General features: G+C 64.4%; 18 protein-coding genes. 9 read left to right on the top strand and 9 right to left on the bottom strand.

All coding sequences use genetic code 11. The features are described from left to right. Window positions 1-14 precede the first annotated feature (14 nt). Window positions 15-2,321 (bottom strand): adenylate/guanylate cyclase domain-containing protein, encoded by a 2,307-nt coding sequence (locus tag QGV55_RS00235; RefSeq protein ID WP_281018895.1) that lies wholly within the window; start codon window positions 2,319-2,321, stop codon window positions 15-17. Continuing rightward, window positions 2,314-3,384: a hypothetical protein gene (locus QGV55_RS00230; protein ID WP_281018896.1), complete on the bottom strand. Its 1,071-nt coding sequence runs from the start codon at window positions 3,382-3,384 to the stop codon at window positions 2,314-2,316. The genes QGV55_RS00235 and QGV55_RS00230 overlap by 8 nt, the downstream gene beginning before the upstream one ends. A 336-nt stretch (window positions 3,385-3,720) precedes the next feature. On the opposite strand from QGV55_RS00230, the gene QGV55_RS00225 reads away from it, so the two are divergent. The 3 genes from QGV55_RS00225 to mgtE all read left to right on the top strand — a co-directional run bounded on the left by QGV55_RS00225 (window position 3,721) and on the right by mgtE (window position 6,644). After that, on the top strand, window positions 3,721-4,431 hold the full coding sequence (locus tag QGV55_RS00225) for a TorF family putative porin (protein ID WP_281018897.1): 711 nt from the start codon (window positions 3,721-3,723) through the stop codon (window positions 4,429-4,431). 218 nt (window positions 4,432-4,649) lie between these two features. Next, on the top strand, window positions 4,650-5,066 hold the full coding sequence (locus QGV55_RS00220) for a phasin family protein (RefSeq protein ID WP_281018898.1): 417 nt from the start codon (window positions 4,650-4,652) through the stop codon (window positions 5,064-5,066). 195 nt (window positions 5,067-5,261) lie between these two features. Continuing rightward, window positions 5,262-6,644 carry a magnesium transporter gene (mgtE, locus tag QGV55_RS00215; RefSeq protein ID WP_281018899.1) on the top strand — a complete coding sequence of 461 codons (1,383 nt, stop codon included), beginning with the start codon at window positions 5,262-5,264 and terminating at the stop codon, window positions 6,642-6,644. Between the two features lie 113 nt (window positions 6,645-6,757). Here mgtE and QGV55_RS00210 read toward each other — a convergent pair whose 3' ends face one another. The 3 genes from QGV55_RS00210 to hrcA form a co-directional block, all read right to left on the bottom strand. Next, a complete protein-coding gene (locus QGV55_RS00210; RefSeq protein WP_281018900.1) occupies window positions 6,758-8,368 on the bottom strand; it encodes a phosphoenolpyruvate carboxykinase in 1,611 nt (536 codons plus the stop codon). Window positions 8,369-8,609: 241 nt separating this feature from the next. After that, on the bottom strand, window positions 8,610-9,266 hold the full coding sequence (gene grpE, locus QGV55_RS00205) for a nucleotide exchange factor GrpE (protein WP_281018901.1): 657 nt from the start codon (window positions 9,264-9,266) through the stop codon (window positions 8,610-8,612). A gap of 78 nt (window positions 9,267-9,344) precedes the next feature. Then, window positions 9,345-10,397, bottom strand: a complete 1,053-nt coding sequence (gene hrcA / locus QGV55_RS00200) for a heat-inducible transcriptional repressor HrcA (RefSeq protein ID WP_281018902.1) — start codon at window positions 10,395-10,397, stop codon at window positions 9,345-9,347. Between the two features lie 167 nt (window positions 10,398-10,564). On the opposite strand from hrcA, the gene rph reads away from it, so the two are divergent. Next, the gene (gene rph, locus QGV55_RS00195) at window positions 10,565-11,284 is read left to right on the top strand and encodes a ribonuclease PH (protein WP_281018903.1); all 720 of its coding nucleotides are present in this window, start codon (window positions 10,565-10,567) and stop codon (window positions 11,282-11,284) included. 5 nt (window positions 11,285-11,289) lie between these two features. Next, complete coding sequence (rdgB, locus tag QGV55_RS00190; protein WP_281018904.1) at window positions 11,290-11,895, top strand: RdgB/HAM1 family non-canonical purine NTP pyrophosphatase; 606 nt, start codon at window positions 11,290-11,292, stop codon at window positions 11,893-11,895. Window positions 11,896-11,913: 18 nt separating this feature from the next. Here rdgB and QGV55_RS00185 read toward each other — a convergent pair whose 3' ends face one another. Beyond that, complete coding sequence (locus tag QGV55_RS00185) at window positions 11,914-13,032, bottom strand: glycine cleavage T C-terminal barrel domain-containing protein (RefSeq protein ID WP_281018905.1); 1,119 nt, start codon at window positions 13,030-13,032, stop codon at window positions 11,914-11,916. A 153-nt stretch (window positions 13,033-13,185) separates the two neighbouring features. On the opposite strand from QGV55_RS00185, the gene QGV55_RS00180 reads away from it, so the two are divergent. Together QGV55_RS00180 and QGV55_RS00175 are read left to right on the top strand one after the other, a co-directional pair. Beyond that, entirely contained in the window at window positions 13,186-14,076 is an 891-nt protein-coding gene (locus tag QGV55_RS00180; RefSeq protein WP_281018906.1) for a 3-keto-5-aminohexanoate cleavage protein, read from the top strand. Then, window positions 14,073-15,041: a 3-hydroxyacyl-CoA dehydrogenase NAD-binding domain-containing protein gene (locus QGV55_RS00175; protein WP_281018907.1), complete on the top strand. Its 969-nt coding sequence runs from the start codon at window positions 14,073-14,075 to the stop codon at window positions 15,039-15,041. The genes QGV55_RS00180 and QGV55_RS00175 overlap by 4 nt, the downstream gene beginning before the upstream one ends. A gap of 24 nt (window positions 15,042-15,065) precedes the next feature. On the opposite strand, the gene QGV55_RS00170 is transcribed toward QGV55_RS00175, so the two are convergent. The 3 genes from QGV55_RS00170 to QGV55_RS00160 all read right to left on the bottom strand — a co-directional run bounded on the left by QGV55_RS00170 (window position 15,066) and on the right by QGV55_RS00160 (window position 16,681). Next, window positions 15,066-15,830, bottom strand: a complete 765-nt coding sequence (locus QGV55_RS00170; RefSeq protein WP_281018908.1) for a VOC family protein — start codon at window positions 15,828-15,830, stop codon at window positions 15,066-15,068. Beyond that, window positions 15,827-16,306, bottom strand: a complete 480-nt coding sequence (bfr, locus tag QGV55_RS00165) for a bacterioferritin (RefSeq protein WP_281018909.1) — start codon at window positions 16,304-16,306, stop codon at window positions 15,827-15,829. Before bfr ends, QGV55_RS00170 begins: the two co-directional genes overlap by 4 nt. 177 nt (window positions 16,307-16,483) lie before the next feature. Then, window positions 16,484-16,681: a (2Fe-2S)-binding protein gene (locus QGV55_RS00160; RefSeq protein WP_281018910.1), complete on the bottom strand. Its 198-nt coding sequence runs from the start codon at window positions 16,679-16,681 to the stop codon at window positions 16,484-16,486. Between the two features lie 187 nt (window positions 16,682-16,868). Here QGV55_RS00160 and QGV55_RS00155 point away from each other — a divergent pair, with 187 nt between their 5' ends. Continuing rightward, window positions 16,869-18,038 carry an acetyl-CoA C-acetyltransferase gene (locus tag QGV55_RS00155; protein WP_281018911.1) on the top strand — a complete coding sequence of 390 codons (1,170 nt, stop codon included), beginning with the start codon at window positions 16,869-16,871 and terminating at the stop codon, window positions 18,036-18,038. Window positions 18,039-18,117: 79 nt separating this feature from the next. Then, window positions 18,118-18,921 (top strand): crotonase/enoyl-CoA hydratase family protein, encoded by an 804-nt coding sequence (locus QGV55_RS00150; RefSeq protein WP_281018912.1) that lies wholly within the window; start codon window positions 18,118-18,120, stop codon window positions 18,919-18,921. The last annotated feature ends 7 nt before the right edge of the window (window positions 18,922-18,928 follow it).

Raw genomic sequence — 18,928 nt, 5'->3', positions numbered from 1 at the left:
GGGACGGGCGATGCCTACTTGCTGGTCATGATCCAGACGCCGTCCCAGTCGTCGCCCGGCGGGTTCTCCTTCATCAGCGCACAGCGCTCGATGTAGGTATTGGCCAGCTTGTCGGAGTCGTTCGCCTTCAGCGCTTCCTCGAAATAGCTGACGGCCTTGTCCCATTCCTGATGACGGTAGCGCTTCACGCCCTCGTTGAAGTTGCCGAGGGCATCCATCAGGTTCGGGAACGACTGGTCGTTGTGATAGTCGAGGCATTCGAAGACGCCCACCGGCTGGGTCTTGCCCTTCACCACCACCTTGTCGATGTCGCGCAGGCGATAGACGCCCTTCAGCTTCGCAACCGTGTATTCCGACAGCAGGATGCGGGCATTGTACTGCTTGCAGGCGCTTTCCAGACGGGCGGCGAGGTTCACGCCGTCGCCGATCATGGTGTAGTCCATGCGCTTCTTGGAGCCGATGTTGCCGGCGACGATGGAGCCGGTGTTGAGGCCCAGCCCCATGTCCACTTCCATGTCGCCGCGCTTCTTGCGCTCCACGTTCCATTCCCACAGGCGCGAGATCATGTTGATGCCGGCGCGCAGGCCCCGGTCCTCGTCATCCTCGTGCGGCACCGGGATGCCGAAGGCGGCCATGATGGCGTCGCCGATGAACTTGTCGAGCATGCCGCCCTGTTCGGAGATGCAGTCCACCATCAGTTCGAAATAGTCGTTCAGCAGCGCGACCGTGCCCTGGGCCCCCAGCGATTCGGTGATCGTCGTGAAGCCGCGCACGTCGGAGAAGAGGACGGTGGCGACGGTGTCCTTGCCGCCCAGGATCTCCTCCTGATTGCCCCCGGCCAGCATCTGGTCGGCCAGGCCGGGATCCATGTAGCGCGACAGGGTGGACTTCACCCGCTTCTCGTTGGAGATATCCTCCATCATGATCAGGGTGCCGAGGGGCTTGCCGTCACCGGAGGTCAGCGGCAGCACATTGACGTTGGCGGAGACCTTCTCGTCCCCGAACGCCAGTTCCGCATCGACCGAGGTATCGCCTTCGCGGCTCTCCTCCACCCGCTCGATCTTCTCCAGCAGCCAGGCGTTGGCCTCCCCGAAGACATCGGCCGCCTTCTGCCCGATCACGTCCTTGGCCAGCGTGCGCATGATTCGCGCACCGGCTGCATTGCAGGTCTTGGCCTCACGATCCTCATCGAAGGTGACGACACCGTTCGACATGGATTGCAGCATGCTCTCGTTGTAGTTCTTCATCGCCTGGATGTCGCCGAACAGCTTGGCGTTCTCCAGACCGATGGCGATCTGGGCGGTGAAGGCCTTCAGGCGGCTCTCGTCCTCGTCGGAGAAAGGGCCACCGCGCTTGTTCAGCGCCTGGGTGACACCGATGACCTTGCCGGCCTTGTTGACCACCGGCACGCAGAGGATCGACCGGGTGAAGAAGCCGGTCTGCTTGTCGAAGCCCGGGTTGAAGCGCAGGTCGGCGTAGGCATAGGGAATGTTGACCGTGTCACCGGACACGAACACCGCTCCGGCGATGCCCAGGTGGTTCGGGAGACGGATCTCCACCGAATCCAGTCCCTCGCCCACATGGCTGAAGAGTTCGTTGGTCTTCTCGTCATTGATGAACAGGGTGGAGCGTTCGGCATCCAGCATCCGGGTCGCTTCGGACATCACCCGCTGCAGCAGCCGCGTCAGTTCCAGTTCCGAGGTCATGTCGGAGACGACATTCAGGAATTCGATCTCGCGCTTGCGGGTGCTCTCCATCCGCTCGACCAGCTGCATCGACTGCAGGGTGATGGCGCACTGGGTGGTCATGCCCTCCAGCACCGCCATGTCGAGGTCGGAAAATTCGCCCTCCGCCTTGTTCAGCACCTGGGCGACACCGATGATGTCCCCCTTGGCGTTCTTCACCGGCGCGCAGAGGATCGACTGGGTGACGAAGCCGGTTTCCTTGTCCACATCCGCATTGAAGCGTTCGTCTTCATAGGCCTTGTGGACGATCTCGCCCTCGCCGGAATGGAATACGGCGCCCGCGATGCCGGCATTGTCCAGAATGCGGATCTCATGCGTGCGGATGCCTTGTGCCACCCGCGAATAAAGCTCCCCCGTGGAACTGTCGTGGAGGAAGAGGGTGCCGCGTTCGGCGCGCGTTTCCTTCACGGCGACAGTGATCAGGGTGTCCAGAACAGCATCGAGGGTGTCCAGCGCCGCGACCTGGCGTGAAACGTCGAGCAGCATCTGCAGGTGGCGCAGATGCTCCGACTGGGACATGCCGTCGTTCTTGCCGCCCGCCGCCTTCATGGGGCTTTTGGCCGGGCTGTCATACATGCTGCTTCTCCTCCAGCCGATCACGCAGCTTCTGGATGGTCGTCCGCAACTGGTTCAGTTCATTCACCTGCAGACGCTTGCTTTCCTGCATGTTCTCACGCTGTACGGCTCGCATTTCATCCATCTCGTCGCGCAGCGCCTGCACTGTATCATGCAATTGGCGGTTCTCAGCGGCCATTTCGCGCTTCACCCGCTGCACGGCGGCATCGGCGGCGACCTTGGCTTCATCCATCTCGTCACGCAGCGATTGCGCCATGGCTTTCAGGTCGCGAATCTCCGCCGCCGCGCCCTGGCGTTCCTGCTGCACCAGCCGCTGGGTTTCCACCCGCTGTTCCTCCAGCGTGTCGCGCAGGGCCTGCGCGGTATCCTTCAACTGCTGGATCTCGGCGGCCGCAGCCTGCTTTTCCGCCTGCACCAGCCGCTGGGTCTCGTTCATCTGCTCGGTCAGCCGGTCGCGCAGGGACTGCGCCGTGTTCTTCAGTTCCTGAATCTCGGCGGCGGCGGCCTGTTTCTCAGCCTGGATGAGCCGCTGCGTTTCCATCCGCTGCGATTCCAGCGTGTCACGCAGGGCCTGCGCCGTGTCCTTCAGTTGCTGGATCTCGGCGGCGGCACCCTGCCGTTCCGCCTGCACCAGACGCTGCGTCTCCAGCCGTTGGGCCTCGATACTGTCACGCAGGGCCTGCGCGGTTTCCTTCAGTTCCCGGATCTCGGCGGCGGCCCCCTGCCGCTCCGCCTGCACCAGCCGCTGGGTCTCGACCCGCTGGGACTCGAGTGTGTCGCGCAAGGCCTGCGCCGTGTCCTTCAATTGCTGGATCTCGGCTGAGGCAGCCTGCTTCTCCGCCTGGACAAGCCGCGCACTCCGGCTGCGTTCGTTCTCCAGTTCGTCCCGCAGCGCCTGGGCGGTATTCTTCAGCGTGCGGATTTCCGACTGCGAGGCGACTTCGGCTTGCTGCACCTTGCGCCGTGTCTCGCGGTCCTTCTCGTCCAGCGCATCGCGCATCGCCTGGATGCCGCGCTGCAACTGCCGTAGCTCCGCACCATTCTCGAGGGTTTCTGCAGCCATCTCGACCCGTTTCACTGTTCGGCAGCAAGCCTATCAGCCTGATTGATAACGGAATCCTAGCGGAATTGGCAGCGCGGCGGTAGAGCGAAGCTTTCGCCGGGGAAAGCCTCCGGATCGTGTGGCTGAAATTTGTGCAGTGCAAAAATTCAAGGCAGTCATATGCGCGTAACACGTGCAATACCCATTGTGCACAAAAAATGACCAATTTATTTCACATATATTTCAATAAGTTACACGCAAGTCTCAACCAATCACATTGGTATCAAGCTTGCTGAAGCACTGCGTTCGGGGGACGCCGGTCTGGCGTCTGTATCGCGATGAGGAGTGCGTTTCGCAATGTTCAAGAAAACCCTTCTGGCCGCCGGCATTGTCGGTGCGGCCCTTTTCGGCGTTCAGGCAACAGCCAACGCCGCCAGCCATTCAGAGGGGGACTCGTTCCAGTTTCCCGGCGAATTCTCCGCCAATGTGGGTTTCGTTTCCGACTATCGTTTCCGCGGATTCACGCAGGCCGACAGCGAACCTGCACTGCAGGGCGGCTTCGACTGGAGCCATGACAGCGGTGTCTATCTCGGTGTCTGGGGCTCCAACGTGGAGTTCAATGACGCGCACCTCGAGACCGACTTCTACGGCGGCTTCGCCAATGAGGTCGAAGGCCTCTCGTACGACGTTGGCATCATCTACTACGCCTATCCGGGTGCGTCCGACCGCTTCAACTTCAACTTCTTCGAAGGTTACCTGAGCCTCGGCTATGACTTCGACATCGCTTCCGTCTCCGTCGGCACCGCCTATTCGCCCGACTTCTTCGGCAGCACGGGCGACGCCCTCTATACCAATGCAGGCGTCAGCATCCCGCTGCCCGCTGACTTCGCGCTGGACGCCGGCATCGGCTACCAGATGATCGATCAGGGAACGTCGGTCATCGACTGGTCGGTCGGCCTGTCGAAGTCGTTCTTCGGTTTCGACTTCAGCGTTTCCTACGTTGATACCGAGCAGAACGCTGTCGGTGCGGATGCGACAGTGATCTTCGCGGTCTCCCGCTCCTTCTGATCGCGTACCGCCCGACCCTGGTCGGGCAACGGCAACCAGACAGATACCCCGTCGGCCCGAAAGGGTCGGCGGGGTCTTCTTTTGCCCGCCGAAGATTTATTGTGCGCTGCACAAAATTAACCCTTGACGCTGCAGGTGCGAGGTTGCATATAGGGTCCATGTTGCAGCGCACAAAAAGAGAGAGCTGCACCGAACAACACGTTGCAGGAGCGAAACCAATGACCAAGGCTGCTTTCCCTTTCGCCGACTTCGGCAAGATGATGACCGAGATGAAGATGCCCAACGTTGACTTCACGTCGATGATGGCGATCCAGCAGAAGAACTTCGAAGCTGTCACCGCCGCCAATCAGCTGGCCATGGACGGTTTCCGCGCGGTCTTCGAGCGCCAGGTGACCATCGCGCAGCAGGCTGTCGAAGAGGCCCAGACGGCCGTCAAGAGCCTGAACGAAGGTGGCGCCAAGGTTGACGTCGAGGCCCAGACCGAGGCTGCCAAGACCGCCATGGAAAAGGCTGTTGCCAATGTCCGTGAGCTGACCGAGATGGTGACCAAGTCCCAGGGTGAAGTCGTGGACGTGCTGCACAAGCGCATGCTCGACGGCATCGAGGAAGTGAAGGGTCAGATGAAGCTGAACTGATCACGCTTCAGCCGACCGACTGATCCGGAAGCCCGTCGCAGGAAACTGCGGCGGGCTTTCTGCATCTGGGCCACCGCCAAGCCCCCGACCGCGAGAAAGATGCGGTCGGAGCATCATGACATTTGAACGCAGGTGCACACCGCGCCATTATCCCGCCAGCACACCCTTGCCCGACACCCTGTGGAGCGTCCCCGTATGCGTAACGACGAGATCCATGATGGTGACGACGCCCAGGACGACCGTGGCCTGACCCCGGAGCTGGTGCGCGAGATCCGGCTGGCGCTGGACGCCGGCGACGCGGAGAAGGTCCGCGAGGCCCTGGCCGAGCTGCATGCCGCCGACCAGGCTGACCTGTTCGAGCTGTTCGACCGTGACCGCCGCGAGACCCTGTTCCGGATGGTCGGCGACAGTCTGGAACCGGAAGCGCTGGCTGAGATGGACGAGCCGGTGCGTGACGCGCTGGTGGAAATGCTTGGCCCGCGCCGGGTGGCGGAGGCGATCTCCACTCTGGACGAGGATGATGCCGTCTACGTCCTGGACGCGCTGAGCGAGGAACAGCAGCGGGCGGTACTGAACGCGGTCGCGGAAGATGTGCGCCGACCGCTGGAAGAAGGCCTGTCCTTCGAGGAGGATTCGGCCGGTCGCCTGATGCAGCGCGACTTCGTCGCGGTCCCCGCCTTCTGGTCCATGGGTCAGGTCATCGATCACCTGCGCCGCACGGAGGACCTGCCTGACGAGTTCTACGGACTCTATGTCATCGACGCGGCCTTCAAGCCCATTGGCTGGGTGCCGCTGGACCGCGCCATGCGCACCAAGCGCCCGATCCGGATCGGCGACATCATGGATGCCGATCCGATCAGCCTGCCGGTGGACATGGACGAGGGCGATGTCGCCTACCAGTTCCGCCAGTATGGTCTCACGTCCGCCCCCGTCGTCGACGACAGTGGCCGGATGCTCGGCGTGGTCATGGTCGACGACGTGGTCGAGATCGTCGAGGAAGAGGCGGAGGAAGACCTGTTCCAGATCGCAGGTGTGCGCCAGGACGACCTGAACATCTCCATCCTGCGCACGACGAAGAGCCGCTTCGCCTGGCTTCTGATCAATCTCGGCACTGCCCTGCTGGCCTCTGCCGTCATCGGCCAGTTCGATGCAACCATCGAGGCCGTGGTGGCCCTGGCCGTGCTGATGCCCATCGTCGCCTCCATGGGTGGCAATGCCGGAACGCAGACCCTGGCCATCGCGGTCCGCGCCCTGGCGACGAAGGACCTGACGACATCGAACGCGCTGCGCCAGGTCTCGAAGGAGCTGGTGGTGGGCGGCATCAACGGCATCGCCTTTGCCATCCTCATCGGGCTCGCCACCCTGCTCTGGTTCCAGGACCCGATCCTGGGCGGGGTCATCGCGGCGGCCATGGTCATCAACATGGTCGTGGCCGGGCTGGCCGGAATCCTGATCCCGCTGGGCCTCGACCGCGCCGGGGTCGATCCGGCGATCTCCAGCGCCGTGTTCCTGACCACCATCACCGACATCGTCGGCTTCTTCGCCTTCCTCGGCCTGGGAGCCTGGCTGCTGCTGTAGGCGGGAACGTCAGGCGATGGGCATGCGCGGTGCGTGACCTACCACACCAACGAAAACGGCGCTGACGGGATCAACCCGCCAGCGCCGCAATCTCTCGACCGAAGTCAGGTTCGTCAGGCAGCGACAGCCGGGGCCGCGCCGCGGATCTCCGCTTCTACATAGGCTTCGAACTGGGTGAAGTTGTCGTTGAAACGACCGACCAGTTCCTGCGCCTTGGTGTCATAGGCACCGCCATCGCTCCAGGTCATGCGCGGGTTCAGCACCTCGTCGGGCACACCCGGGCAGGATGTCGGAACCTGGAAGCCGAAGTTGGGGTCGGTCCGCGTCGGCACATTGGCCAGCGAGCCGTCGAGCGCGGCGTTCAGCAGGGCGCGGGTGTGGCGGATCGGCATGCGCTGGCCAACGCCATAGACGCCGCCGGTCCAGCCGGTGTTGACCAGCCAGCAATCGGCCCCGTGCTTCGCGATCTTCGCGCCCAGCAGGTTGGCATAGACGGAGGGGTGTCGCGGCATGAACGGCGCGCCGAAGCAGGTGGAAAAGGTCGCCTGCGGCTCGCTGCCCAGACCCTTCTCGGTGCCTGCGACCTTGGCGGTGTAGCCGGACAGGAAGTGGTACATCGCCTGCTCCGGTGTCAGCCGGGCAATCGGAGGCAGCACACCGAAGGCGTCTGCCGTCAGCATCACGACATTGTCGGGATGCCCGGCGACACCGGTCGGGCTGGCGTTGGGGATGAACTCGATGGGATAGGACGCGCGCGTGTTCTCGGTCAGGCTGTTGTCGAACAGGTCCAGTTCCCCGGTCATCGGGTCCATCACCACGTTCTCCAGCACCGTGCCATACATGCCGGTGGTCTTGTAGATCTCCGGTTCAGCCTCCGCCGACAGGTTGATCACCTTGGCGTAGCAGCCGCCTTCGAAATTGAAGACGCCGTCATCGGCCCAGCCATGCTCGTCATCGCCGATCAGCATGCGCTTCGGGTCAGCCGACAGGGTGGTCTTGCCGGTGCCGGACAGGCCGAAGAAGATTGCCGCGTCCCCCTTCTCGCCGACATTGATCGAGCAATGCATCGGCATGATCGACCGCTCCGGCAGCAGGTAGTTGAGGATCGAGAAGACCGACTTCTTGATCTCGCCCGCATAGTGGGTGCCACCGATCAGCACCAGCCGACGGGCAAAGTTGACGAAGATGAAACAGTCGGAACGGGTGCCGTCACGCTCCGGGTCGGCGCGGAAGTTCGGGGCCTGGACGATGGTGAACTGCGGCGCGAAGTCCGCCAGTTCGTCCGCCGTCGGCTGGATGAACATGTTGCGGGCGAAGAGGTTGTGCCAGGCGCGCTCCGTGATCACCCGGACGCCAAGACGATGTTCATGCGATGCACCGGCCCAGCAGTCCTGCACGAAGACCTCGCGACCGGTCATGTACCCCTGCATCCGGCCCAGCAGCGCGTCGAAGGTTTCCTCGGTGATGTCCTTGTTCACCGCACCCCACCAGATGTTGTCGGCGGAGCTGCTCTCCCGCGTGATGAACTTGTCCTGTGCCGAACGGCCGGTATGCACACCGGTTTCGACCACCAGCGCACCGCCACGGCCGATCCGCGCCTCGTGCCGACCAAGCGCCGCGGTGTAGAGCGCCGCAGTGCCATAGTTCCAGTGCGCCGTGCTGACGCCACCAAAGCCCTGTTTCTCCAGCCCGTGGCTGCTGATCGTCGGTCCGAGGTTGTCCAAGATGCTCTCTCCCCACAGGGCACGTGAAACGCTGCCGTGCCAAGTCTTACTTCAAAGCCTGAGAAATGCCCTTCGCGGCATGACGCGGGCACCATGCACCGCTGAGTTTCCTGCCTGTAGCAAAAGTGTCGTCAACATGGCCAGTCGCTTTAGCGTCTCAACCGCGATTCCCGCGAAAAAAAGTGCATCTGCGCGGATTCGCGCCCCGCTGGACGGCAGATCCGTCCGCAGGGGGAGAGAATCAGGCGGATGTATCGACCGTCGGCCCCGCAGCCGGATTCCCCTTCGCCACGACCACGCGCGCCGGACGCAGCAGGCGACCGTTCAGGGTATAGCCTTCCTCGATCACGTCGACACAGGTACCCGGCGGGGCACCCGGAATCTCGATCTCCGTCATGGCTTCGTGCAGGTTCGGATCGAACTTCTGCTCGCGCGCCTCGATCTGCTTCACGCCATGACGCTCGAAGATCTGCGACAGCGCCGCCTGGGTCACCTTCACCCCTTCGGTCAGCGCCACCAGGTTGGCGTCCCCGGCATCCTCCGGCACCGATGACAGGGCACGGCGCAGGTTGTCGGCCACCTCGCACATGTCGCGGGCGAACTTGGTCGCCCCGAACTTCAGCGCATCCTGCCGGTCACGTTCGGCACGCTTGCGGGTGTTCTCCAGATCGGCGTAGGTGCGGACCAGCCGGTCCTTCAGCGCCGCGACCTCCGCGGTCAGTTCCGCGATCTGGTCCTCCTCCGGCAATCCGACCTCGATACCGACATCGGGATCGCCCGCGTCGGCCTGTTCGGAATCCACGCCCTCCACCGGTGTCCCGGCAGGATTGGCCTGATCCGGATTGGCATCATCGTTGGCCGCTTCCGCCGCCGCTTCTTTCTTGTTCTCGTCAGTCATCAGTTCGCCCTGATCGCAAGGAATTCATCTGCATGAATGTGTGCTGTTGCTGGCAGGTGGCGGTTTCGGTGGCCCACGTCAACCCATCAGGCGACCAACCACCTTTGCCGTGTAGTCAACCATGGGAATGATCCGGGCGTAATTCAAGCGCGTCGGACCGATCACGCCGATGGACCCGATGATCTGCTGCTTGCTGTCGGTGAAGGGTGCAACGATCACCGATGAACCGGTGAGACTGAACAGATTGCTCTCCGATCCCACGAAAATCCGCACCCCTTCGCCGTCCTGGGCGAGGTCGAGGATGTTCAGCAGATCCCCCTTCGCCTCCAGATCATTGAACAGCAGACGCAGCCGCTCCAGATCCTCGATGGCCGTGATGTCGTCCAGCAGGCGGGATCGCCCCCGGATGATCAGGCGGCTCGGCGTATTGTCGCTGCCGGCCCAGTCGGCCAGTCCGGCCTCCACGACGTTGGCCGCCAGACGGTCCAGCTTCGCCTGCTGCTGCTCGATTTCCTTCAGGATCTCGTCGCGCGCCTCGCGGATGGTGCGCCCCCGCAGGCGGTCGTTCAGATAGTTCCCGGCTTCCACCAGCGCCGAAGGGGTCAGCCCCGGCGTGACGCTGATCAGCCTGTTCTCCACCACGCCGCCGACCGTGACCATGACCACCAGCGCCTGGTCCGGCGACAGGCTGACGATCTCCAGATGCTTCAGCGGCTGGTCATTCTTCGGCACCGTCACCAGACCGGCATAGCCGGACAGGCTGGAAAGCAGCTCGGAGGCTTCGGTCAGCACGTCTGTATAGTTGCGGCCCTGGGTGACGCAGCGCCCTTCGATCGACGCGCGTTCGTCATCCGTCAGGTCCCCGATCTCCAGCAGTCCGTCGATGAACAGCCTGAGACCAAGGTCGGTGGGCAGACGCCCGGCGGAGGTATGCGGTGCGTAGAGCAGCCCGGCTTCCTCCAGATCCGACATGACGTTGCGGATCGATGCCGGCGACAGGGGAGAGATCAGCTTGCGCGAGATGGTGCGCGAGCCTACGGGCGCGCCGGTCTGCAGGAAATCCTCCACGATATGGCGAAAGATCTCACGACTGCGCTCGTTCAGGGACTGGATCGTGTTGTTCTCGCTCATGCTGCAAATCTAGGGAGTCAGGTGGCCACAGGGAAGATGCCGATGTGCGCGGGTTGAAGATATTCGGTGCGGGGGATAGAACGCGCCACCACTTCCTACGGAAATGTCCGCGATATGCCGCCCCGTGCGGCGGACTTCCCCGTGAACGAACAGCAGCAGGAGCTTTCATGTCCCGTCCCTCCGGTCGCGCCGCCGACCAAATGCGCGCCGTCAGCCTGGAACCCGGCTTCTCCCGCCATGCCGAAGGCTCCTGCCTCGTCCGCTTCGGCGATACCCACGTGCTGTGTGCCGCCACGGTGGAGGAGCGCGTGCCCGGCTGGCTGCGCAATTCCGGTCGTGGCTGGGTCACGGCGGAATACGGCATGCTGCCGCGTTCCACCCACACCCGCACCGACCGCGAGGCCGCCCGCGGCAAGCAGTCCGGCCGCACGCAGGAGATCCAGCGTCTCATCGGGCGCTCGTTGCGCGCGGTGACCAACCTGGAAGGCTTCGGCGAGCGCCAGATCCGCGTCGACTGCGACGTGCTGCAGGCCGATGGCGGCACCCGCACCGCCGCGATCACCGGCAGCTGGGTCGCGCTGCACATCGCCCTGAAAGGGCTGGTGGACAAGGGTGCCATCAAGTCGATCCCGCTGATCGGTCAGGTCGCTGCCATTTCCTGCGGCATCTATCAGGGCCAGCCCGTGCTGGACCTGGACTATGACGAGGACTCGAAGGCCGAGACGGACAGCAACTTCGTCATCACCGATGGCGGCACGCTGGTCGAGATCCAGGCCACGGCGGAGGGCACGCCCTTCACCGACGCGGAGTTCATGGAACTGCTGCGGCTGGCGCGGAAGGGCGCCGGGGAACTGGCCGAGCTGCAGCGCGCGGCCGTCAGCGACTGAACGCCATGGCAAGACGCCTGACAGAGAAGCGGATCGTCGTCGCCAGCCACAATGCCGGCAAGGTGCGGGAGATCAATGACCTGCTGCGCCCCTTCGGTCTGGAGGCGGTTTCCGCCGCTGACCTGAACCTGCCGGAGCCGGAGGAGACCGAAGACAGCTTCATCGGCAATGCGCTGCTGAAGGCCCGCGCCGCCGCCACCGCATCCGGCCTGCCCGCGCTTTCGGACGATTCCGGTCTGGCGGTCGATGCGCTGGACGGCGCACCGGGCATCCATTCCGCACGCTATGCCGGTCCCGACCGGGATTTCGGCTTTGCCATGGCGCGTCTGGAGCGTGACATGACCGCAAGCGGCAGACCGGAGCGGACAGCGCGTTTCATCTGCGCGCTGGCACTGGTCTGGCCCGATGGGGAGGAAGCGGCCTTCGAGGGCAAGGTGGAGGGAGAGATCACCTTTCCGCCGCGCGGCAGCCAGGGCTTCGGCTATGACCCGGTGTTTCAGCCGCGTGGTCACAGCATCAGTTTTGGTGAAATGGACCCGGACGCAAAGCACGGCATGAGCCACCGCGCCGACGCCTTCCGCCAGTTGATCGCTGCCTGCCTGTCAGACTGAAACCGCAGAAGCTCCGGCTCAGCCAGGCTGGATGAACGGCAGCGAAGTGACTTCCGCCTGACGGGGACCACTGGACGTCTCCACGACCAGTTGCGTTCCGACTTCGGCCAGGGGGCTGTTGATCAGCGCGATGGCGATGTTGCGTTGCAGCCGGATGGATGGCACGGCGACCGAGATCAGGCCGGCCGCATTTCCATCCCGGTCGCGCACCAGCCAGTTGTGGTCGCTGGGTTCCAGGGTCGGCGGTTCGATGAACAGCCCGACCCGGCGGCGCTTCGGTCCCTCCGCACGGATCTTCCTCAGCGCGTCCTTGCCGATGAAGTCCGGCGCCATGTCCAGATTGATGAAATCCCCCAGACCCAGTTCCAGCGCGTTTGCGTCCGGGCGGGTGTCCGCGCCCCAGGACAGCAGGTCACCCTCCGTACGCTCCACGACGTTCGGGGCGCCGGGACCGATGCCGTGGGGCAGTCCGGCGGACATCACCCGGTCCCACAGATCGGTGCCGCGCGTTCCGTCCATCAGATAGATCTCGAAGCCCGGCTGCTTGCTCCAGCCGGAGCGGGCAAGGATCAGCGGAATGCCGTCGAGTTCCGTTTCACGGAAGGCAAAGTACTTCAGGTCGTGGACCCATTCCCCGAACAGGTCGGCCACCACCAGCGGCGCGTTCGGTCCCTGGATCGCGAGCGGTGAAACATCCGGCTCCGTCACCTCCACATCCAGGCCCAGCGCGGCGGCGATCCCGCCGACCCAGTATTCCATGTCCGAATCGGCGATGGAGAACCAGAAGCGGTCATCGGCCAGTTTCAGCAGCACGGGATCGTTGATCAGCTTCCCCGTCACGTCGCTCAGCAGCGCGTAGCGGCCCTGACCGACCCGCATCTTCGAGATGTCGCGCGGCGCCAGCATCTGAACCAGCCTGGCCGCGTCCGGTCCGGCGATCTGCACCTGGCGTTCCGCCGCCACGTCCCACAGGGCCACCGTCTCGACAAGGCGCCGGTACTCGGCCTCGAAATCACCGAAGCCGGTCGGCATGTACATGTGATTGTAGACCGTCATGTCACTGACACCGGCCGCGACCGTGGCGTCGAAATACGGGGACTTGCGGATGCGTGGCCCGATGGTGATCCGGAATGTCATGGCGGTGCCTCCCCACCTTTTTTTCTTCTGCATACAGCCGGATCGAAGAAACCGGGTATCCCGCTTGCGGCAGTTCCTGTCGGGAACGGACTTTCCAGAGGCCGTTCAGGCGCATAAAGCTGGGTCCGACCTGCAAGGATGGAGAGATCGGTCATGAACTTCGAAGCTTTCGTCACCTGCGCCGTGACCGGGTCTGGTGCCACCACCGACAAGTCACCGCATGTCCCGGTGACGCCCGAACAGATCGCCGACAGCGCCATCGAGGCCGCACGGGCCGGGGCGGCGATCGCGCATATCCATGTCCGCGACCCGGAAACCGGCAAGGGCAGCCGGGACACGGCGCTGTACCGGGAAGTCGTGGAACGGGTGCGCGCATCCGACGTGGACGTGGTCATCAACCTGACGGCGGGCATGGGCGGTGACATGGTCTTCGGCCCCGGGGAGCGGCCCCTGCCGCTGGACCCGGCGGGCACCGACATGGTCGGACCTCTGGAGCGGCTGAGACATGTCGAGGAACTGCTGCCGGAGATCTGCACCCTGGACTGCGGCACGATGAATTTCGCCGAATCCGACTACGTCATGACCAACACGCCGGGCGCGCTGCGCACCATGGCCATGCGGGTCAAGGAACTGGGCGTCCGGCCGGAGCTGGAAGTCTTCGACACCGGCCACCTGGTCTTCGTCAACGAACTGGCCCGCGACGGCTATCTGGATGATCCGATGATGATCCAGCTCTGCATGGGCATCCCCTACGGCGCGCCGGACGATCCGCAGACCCTGATGGCGATGGTCAACCGCCTGCCCGCCGGGGCGACCTGGTCGGCCTTCTCCATCGGCCGGATGCAGATCCCCTTCGTGGCGATGGCGGTACTGGCAGGCGGCAATGTCCGCGTCGGGCTGGAGGACAACCTCTGGCTGGAGAAGGGTGTGCAGGCCACCAACGGCAGCCTTGTCGAACGCGCGGTGTCGATCCTGCGGGCGATGAATGTCCGGGTGCTCGGCCCGGCAGAGGTCCGCGACCGGCTGAAGCTGGTGAAACGATGAGCGGCGCACGTCCCGCCCGCGTCGGCCTGATCGGCGGCGGCGTCATCGGTGGCGGCTGGGCCGCGCGCTTCTGCCTCGCCGGTTCCGACGTGACGGTCTTCGATCCCGACCCGGAGGCGGAACGCAAGCTGGGCGAGGTCTTCGCCAACGCCCGGCGCGCGCTGGCGGGCCTGCACCCCGACAGCCGCCCGGCGGAGGGGCAGCTTCGCGTCGTGACGCGGCTGGAGGACGCTCTGGACGGTGCCGGTTTCGTGCAGGAGAGCCTGCCGGAGCAGGAAGACCTCAAGATCCGGGTGCTGGCAGCGGCTGACGCCCTGTTGGCGCCGGAGGTCATCATCGGTTCCTCCACCTCCGGCCTGCTGCCGACGCGGCTGCAGTCGGCGATGAAACATCCCGAAAGGCTGACCGTCGGGCATCCGTTCAACCCGGTCTACCTGCTGCCGCTGGTGGAGCTTTGCGGCGGTGAAAAGACAGCGGCTGAAACCATCGAACAGGCCCGCGCAATCTATGAATCGATCGGCATGCATCCGCTGCATGTCCGCCACGAGATCGACGGTTTTATCGCCGACCGGCTGCTGGAAGCCGTCTGGCGGGAGGCGCTGCACATGATCAACGACGGTGTGGCAACGGTGGAGGAGATCGACCGTGCCATCCACATGGGCCCCGGCCTGCGCTGGTCCCTGATGGGGACCTTCCTGATCTATCGCGTTGCGGGCGGCGAGGCCGGAATGCGGCACTTCATGAGCCAGTTCGGCCCGGCGCTGAAGCTGCCCTGGACCAAGCTGGAAGCCCCGGAACTGACCGATGAACTGCTGAACCGCATCGTCGACCAGTCCGACGATCAGGCCGGTGACGCATCGATCCGCGAACTGGAGCAACTGCGCGACGACGGCCTCGTCGCCATCCTGAGGGCGCTGCGCGACATGGATCACGGGGCGGGCAGGTACCTGCCGCCGTCGGCCTGAAGACAGGGCACCGGGCCCGGTTGGTCAGACGGCTTTCAGGTGCAGCCCGTAAAGGCTTGCCTCTGCGTTCCGCGCCAGTCCCTCCAGGTGCAGCGACACGATGCGGGGCACGTCGGCTGCCGGGTCCGGACCGACGGACAGGACGACCTTGCCGGGTGCAACCTGGCAGCGGCCGCTGCCGACCTGCGTGACCTGCGCTGACCACTGCGCACCCAGACGGGTCGCGGTGTGGTGCGGGTCCGCGGCAATGGCACCGACCGTCGCGATACGCTGCGCGCCATTGGCGTGGCGGGTGATGTCGGGGCGGACATAGTGTTCCCGCGTCCGGTGCTCGCAGAGGTTCCAGTAGAGCGGCGCATGCCCGGTCTCGGGCACGCAGACACCGAAGGCGACACGCACATCGACGCCATCGGCCAGATGCCAGTCGCGTTCTACATCGAACGGCGGATGGCAGGGCACGCCCAGATCCGGCAACTGCGCCGCCGCCGCCCGCGCGTCGGGTGTGGCCATGACCAGCGACACCGGCCCCTCGTCGGTGCCCAGCACATCCTGCATGAAGGCCGGAACCCGGTCCGGGTCTTCCTTCGCCATGAGTTCGATGTAATTGCAGCAAAGGTCACTGGCGGGCTGAAACAGGACACAACGGTTGCTCAGCCCCAGCGCCGCCATCGTGCTCTTCGGCGTGACCGTGAAGCCGAGTTCCTCGAAATGCCGACCGGCCCTGTCAGCGTCATGGACATGAACCATCAGGTGGTCAATGTCCCGGACCAGCGCCGGGGCAGCGGTCACGAGTCGCTGCCACCCATCTGCGACTGGATGTAGTTCTGCAAGCCGACACGTTCGATCAGGCCAAGCTGGGTCTCCAGCCAGTCCACATGTTCCTCTTCCGATTCCAGAATGCTCTCCATCAGCTCCCGGCTTACGAAGTCGCCCGCGCTCTCGGCCAGGGAAATGCCTGCACGCAGGTCGGGTATCGCGTCCATCTCCAGCGCCAGATCACACTGCAGGATCTCTTTCGTGTCGGTACCGATGCGCAGCTTGCCGAGATCCTGCAGGTTGGGCAGTCCCTCAAGGAACAGGATGCGCTCGATCAGCTGATCGGCGTGCTTCATCTCGTCGATCGACTCGTCGTGTTCATGCTTGCCGAGCCGTGTCAGACCCCAGTCCTTCAGCATCCGCGCGTGCAGGAAGTACTGATTGATCGCGACCAGTTCGTTGTAGAGAACCCTGTTGAGACAGGCGATGACGTCAGGATTGCCCTTCATGCGGCACGACTTCCCTTGCTGCTGTGTGTTCGTTCTGCCGGACAGGCCGGACGGCCATTGCCGACGTGTCGGCCACATCATGCGCCGGGGAGGCTGAACGTGTCGACCCGACGGAACCGCGGGCCACGCGCGAGCTGCCGAGCCAGTGCCGCATTGCGTTGGTGGCGAACATCAGGGCTATTCCGCCGCCATCGCCAAGTCGGCGCCGACCGATTGCTGCCGGGCCTCCATCATGTCGGCGATGGTGGGAAGGCACTTGCCGCAGCGTGTGCTGCAGCCGAGGCCGGGATGCACAGCCGTGGCATCACGCTCGCCGCCGTCAATGACCTCGTTGATCTGACAGTCTGTCAGGGCATTGCAGATACAGACGTACATGACTGCTTCTCGTGCGCTGTTTTCCTCACCTGGGACCAAGAATGGTGAGAATGCGAATGATTGTCAATGACAGGTCGCCACATTGCGTCAGCGGCTGCCGAGCCATGCGGTGTGGCGGGCTTGCCCTTACCTGTACGTCAATGCATATCTGGGGCAGAACAATCATTATGATCGGGAGAAGAGTTCGATGGCTGAAGCTTATATCGTCGAGGCGGTACGCACCGCCGGTGGCCGCCGCAATGGCCGTCTGAAGGAATGGCATCCGGCTGATCTGGGCGGTGCCGTGCTGGATGCACTGGTGGACCGCAGCGGCATTGATCCCGCTGCCATCGAGGATGTGGTCATGGGCTGCGTCGGTCAGGCGGGCGAGCAGTCGTTCCATATCGGACGCAACTGCGTCCTGGCCTCGAAGCTGCCGGAGAGCGTGCCGGCGGTTTCCATCGACCGTCAGTGCGGCTCCTCCCAGCAGTCGATCCAGTTCGCGGCCCAGGCCGTGATGTCCGGCACCATGGACATCGTCATCGCCGCCGGTGTCGAGAGCATGACCCGCGTGCCCATGGGCAGCCCGACCCGCCTCGCCGCGGAGGCCGGTCTCGGCGTGCCGATGAGCCCGCACATGGAAGAGCGTTATCCTGGCGTGCAGTTCAGCCAGTTCACCGGTGCCGAGATGATGGTGAAGAAGTACGGCTTCAACCGCGACCAGCTCGACGCCTTCGCGCTGGAAAGCCACAAGCGTGCGATCCGGGCGACCGAGGAAGGTGCCTTCAGCAACGAGATCCTGGCGCTGGAGGTCGAGGGCGATGAGGGCCGCGAGATGCACACCGTGGACGAAGGCATCCGTTTCGATGCCTCGCCTGAGTCCATCGGCTCCGTGAAGCTGCTGATGGAAGGCGGTGCGATCACCGCTGCCAACGCCAGCCAGATCTGTGACGGTGCCGCCGGTGTCCTGGTGGTCAACGAGCGCGCGCTGAAGGAGCACAATCTGAAGCCGCTGGCCCGCATCCACAATCTGACCGTGACCGGTGGCGACCCGGTGATCATGCTGGAGGAGCCGATCGGCGCCACCCGCAAGGCACTGCAGCGCGCGGGCATGAAGATCGATGACATCGACCTCTATGAAGTCAACGAGGCCTTCGCGCCGGTACCGATGGCCTGGCTGCAGGAAATCGGTGCGGACCACGCCCGTCTGAACGTCAATGGCGGCGCGATCTCGCTCGGCCATCCGCTGGGTGCCTCCGGTGCCAAGCTGATGACGACGCTGATCAATGCCCTGCACGCCCGTGGCAAGCGCTATGGCCTGCAGACCATGTGCGAGGGCGGTGGTATCGCCAACGTCACGATCATCGAGGCTCTCTGAGTCCTGTCGGATCGCGGGTGCCCTGCCCTGATGCGGGGCACCCGTCTTCCGCATCCCCGGCCTGCGAAGGGATACGTCCATGAATGACCGCGTCACCATCTCCATCGCGGGCGGCATCGCCGATGTCCGGCTGAACCGCGCCGACAAGATGAATGCACTGGACCCGGACATGTTCGACGGCATCGTTGCCGCAATCAACGAACTGGCATCCAGCAGCGCGGTCAGGGTGGTGGTCCTGTCGGGGGAAGGCCGGGCGTTCTGTGCCGGGCTCGACTTCGAGAGCTTCCGGCGGATGGGCGGCGGCAATGTCGAAGGCGTCGGGCGTCTGACCAGGCGGACCCACGGCATCGCCAACCGGGCGCAGCAGACCGCCTGGGGCTGGCGCAACCTGCCGGTGCCGGTGATCGCCGCGGTGCATGGCGTGGCCTTTGGCGGCGGCCTGCAGATCTGCCTGGGCGCCGATATCCGCATCGTCGCCCCCGACACCCGCATGTCGGTGCTGGAGATCAAGTGGGGGCTGGTGCCCGACATGGCCGGCCTGCCGCTGATGCGGGAACTGGCGGGGGATGATGTGGTGCGGGAACTGACCTTCACAGGCCGTCAGTTCTCCGGTGAGGAGGCCGTGGCACTGGGCTTCGCCACCCGCACCGCCACGGACCCGCATGCGGAGGCCATGGCCATGGCGCGGGAGATTGCGGGCAAGAGCCCCGACGCCATCCGCGCCGCGAAACGCCTGCTGAACATGCGGGGCGACGCCGACGAGGCAGGCTTGCTGATGGCCGAGAGCGAGGAACAGGAAAAGCTGATCGGCAGCCCGAACCAGCTCGAAGCCGTCCGCGCCGGCATGGAGAAACGCGCCCCGAACTTCAGCGAGGCAAGCTGATCCGGAG

The sequence above is a fragment of the Minwuia sp. IMCC3009 genome (assembly GCF_029909415.1).
Lineage (GTDB): Bacteria > Pseudomonadota > Alphaproteobacteria > Minwuiales > Minwuiaceae > Minwuia.
Note: the sequence above shows the minus strand (reverse complement) of the source record. Positions and strands in the feature narration are given on the sequence as shown.

Excerpts from the sequence above, each read along its gene's own strand:
- bfr (WP_281018909.1), bottom strand. The coding sequence starts at position 16,306 with ATGAAGGGCAATCCTGACGTCATCGCCTGTCTCAACAGGGTTCTCTAC.
- QGV55_RS00175 (WP_281018907.1), top strand. The coding sequence starts at position 14,073 with ATGAGCGGCGCACGTCCCGCCCGCGTCGGCCTGATCGGCGGCGGCGTC.
- rdgB (WP_281018904.1), top strand. The coding sequence starts at position 11,290 with ATGGCAAGACGCCTGACAGAGAAGCGGATCGTCGTCGCCAGCCACAAT.
- QGV55_RS00155 (WP_281018911.1), top strand. The coding sequence starts at position 16,869 with ATGGCTGAAGCTTATATCGTCGAGGCGGTACGCACCGCCGGTGGCCGC.
- QGV55_RS00225 (WP_281018897.1), top strand. The coding sequence starts at position 3,721 with ATGTTCAAGAAAACCCTTCTGGCCGCCGGCATTGTCGGTGCGGCCCTT.
- QGV55_RS00185 (WP_281018905.1), bottom strand. The coding sequence starts at position 13,032 with ATGACATTCCGGATCACCATCGGGCCACGCATCCGCAAGTCCCCGTAT.
- QGV55_RS00180 (WP_281018906.1), top strand. The coding sequence starts at position 13,186 with ATGAACTTCGAAGCTTTCGTCACCTGCGCCGTGACCGGGTCTGGTGCC.
- hrcA (WP_281018902.1), bottom strand. The coding sequence starts at position 10,397 with ATGAGCGAGAACAACACGATCCAGTCCCTGAACGAGCGCAGTCGTGAG.
- mgtE (WP_281018899.1), top strand. The coding sequence starts at position 5,262 with ATGCGTAACGACGAGATCCATGATGGTGACGACGCCCAGGACGACCGT.
- grpE (WP_281018901.1), bottom strand. The coding sequence starts at position 9,266 with ATGACTGACGAGAACAAGAAAGAAGCGGCGGCGGAAGCGGCCAACGAT.
- QGV55_RS00220 (WP_281018898.1), top strand. The coding sequence starts at position 4,650 with ATGACCAAGGCTGCTTTCCCTTTCGCCGACTTCGGCAAGATGATGACC.
- QGV55_RS00160 (WP_281018910.1), bottom strand. The coding sequence starts at position 16,681 with ATGTACGTCTGTATCTGCAATGCCCTGACAGACTGTCAGATCAACGAG.
- QGV55_RS00150 (WP_281018912.1), top strand. The coding sequence starts at position 18,118 with ATGAATGACCGCGTCACCATCTCCATCGCGGGCGGCATCGCCGATGTC.
- QGV55_RS00230 (WP_281018896.1), bottom strand. The coding sequence starts at position 3,384 with ATGGCTGCAGAAACCCTCGAGAATGGTGCGGAGCTACGGCAGTTGCAG.
- QGV55_RS00235 (WP_281018895.1), bottom strand. The coding sequence starts at position 2,321 with ATGTATGACAGCCCGGCCAAAAGCCCCATGAAGGCGGCGGGCGGCAAG.
- rph (WP_281018903.1), top strand. The coding sequence starts at position 10,565 with ATGTCCCGTCCCTCCGGTCGCGCCGCCGACCAAATGCGCGCCGTCAGC.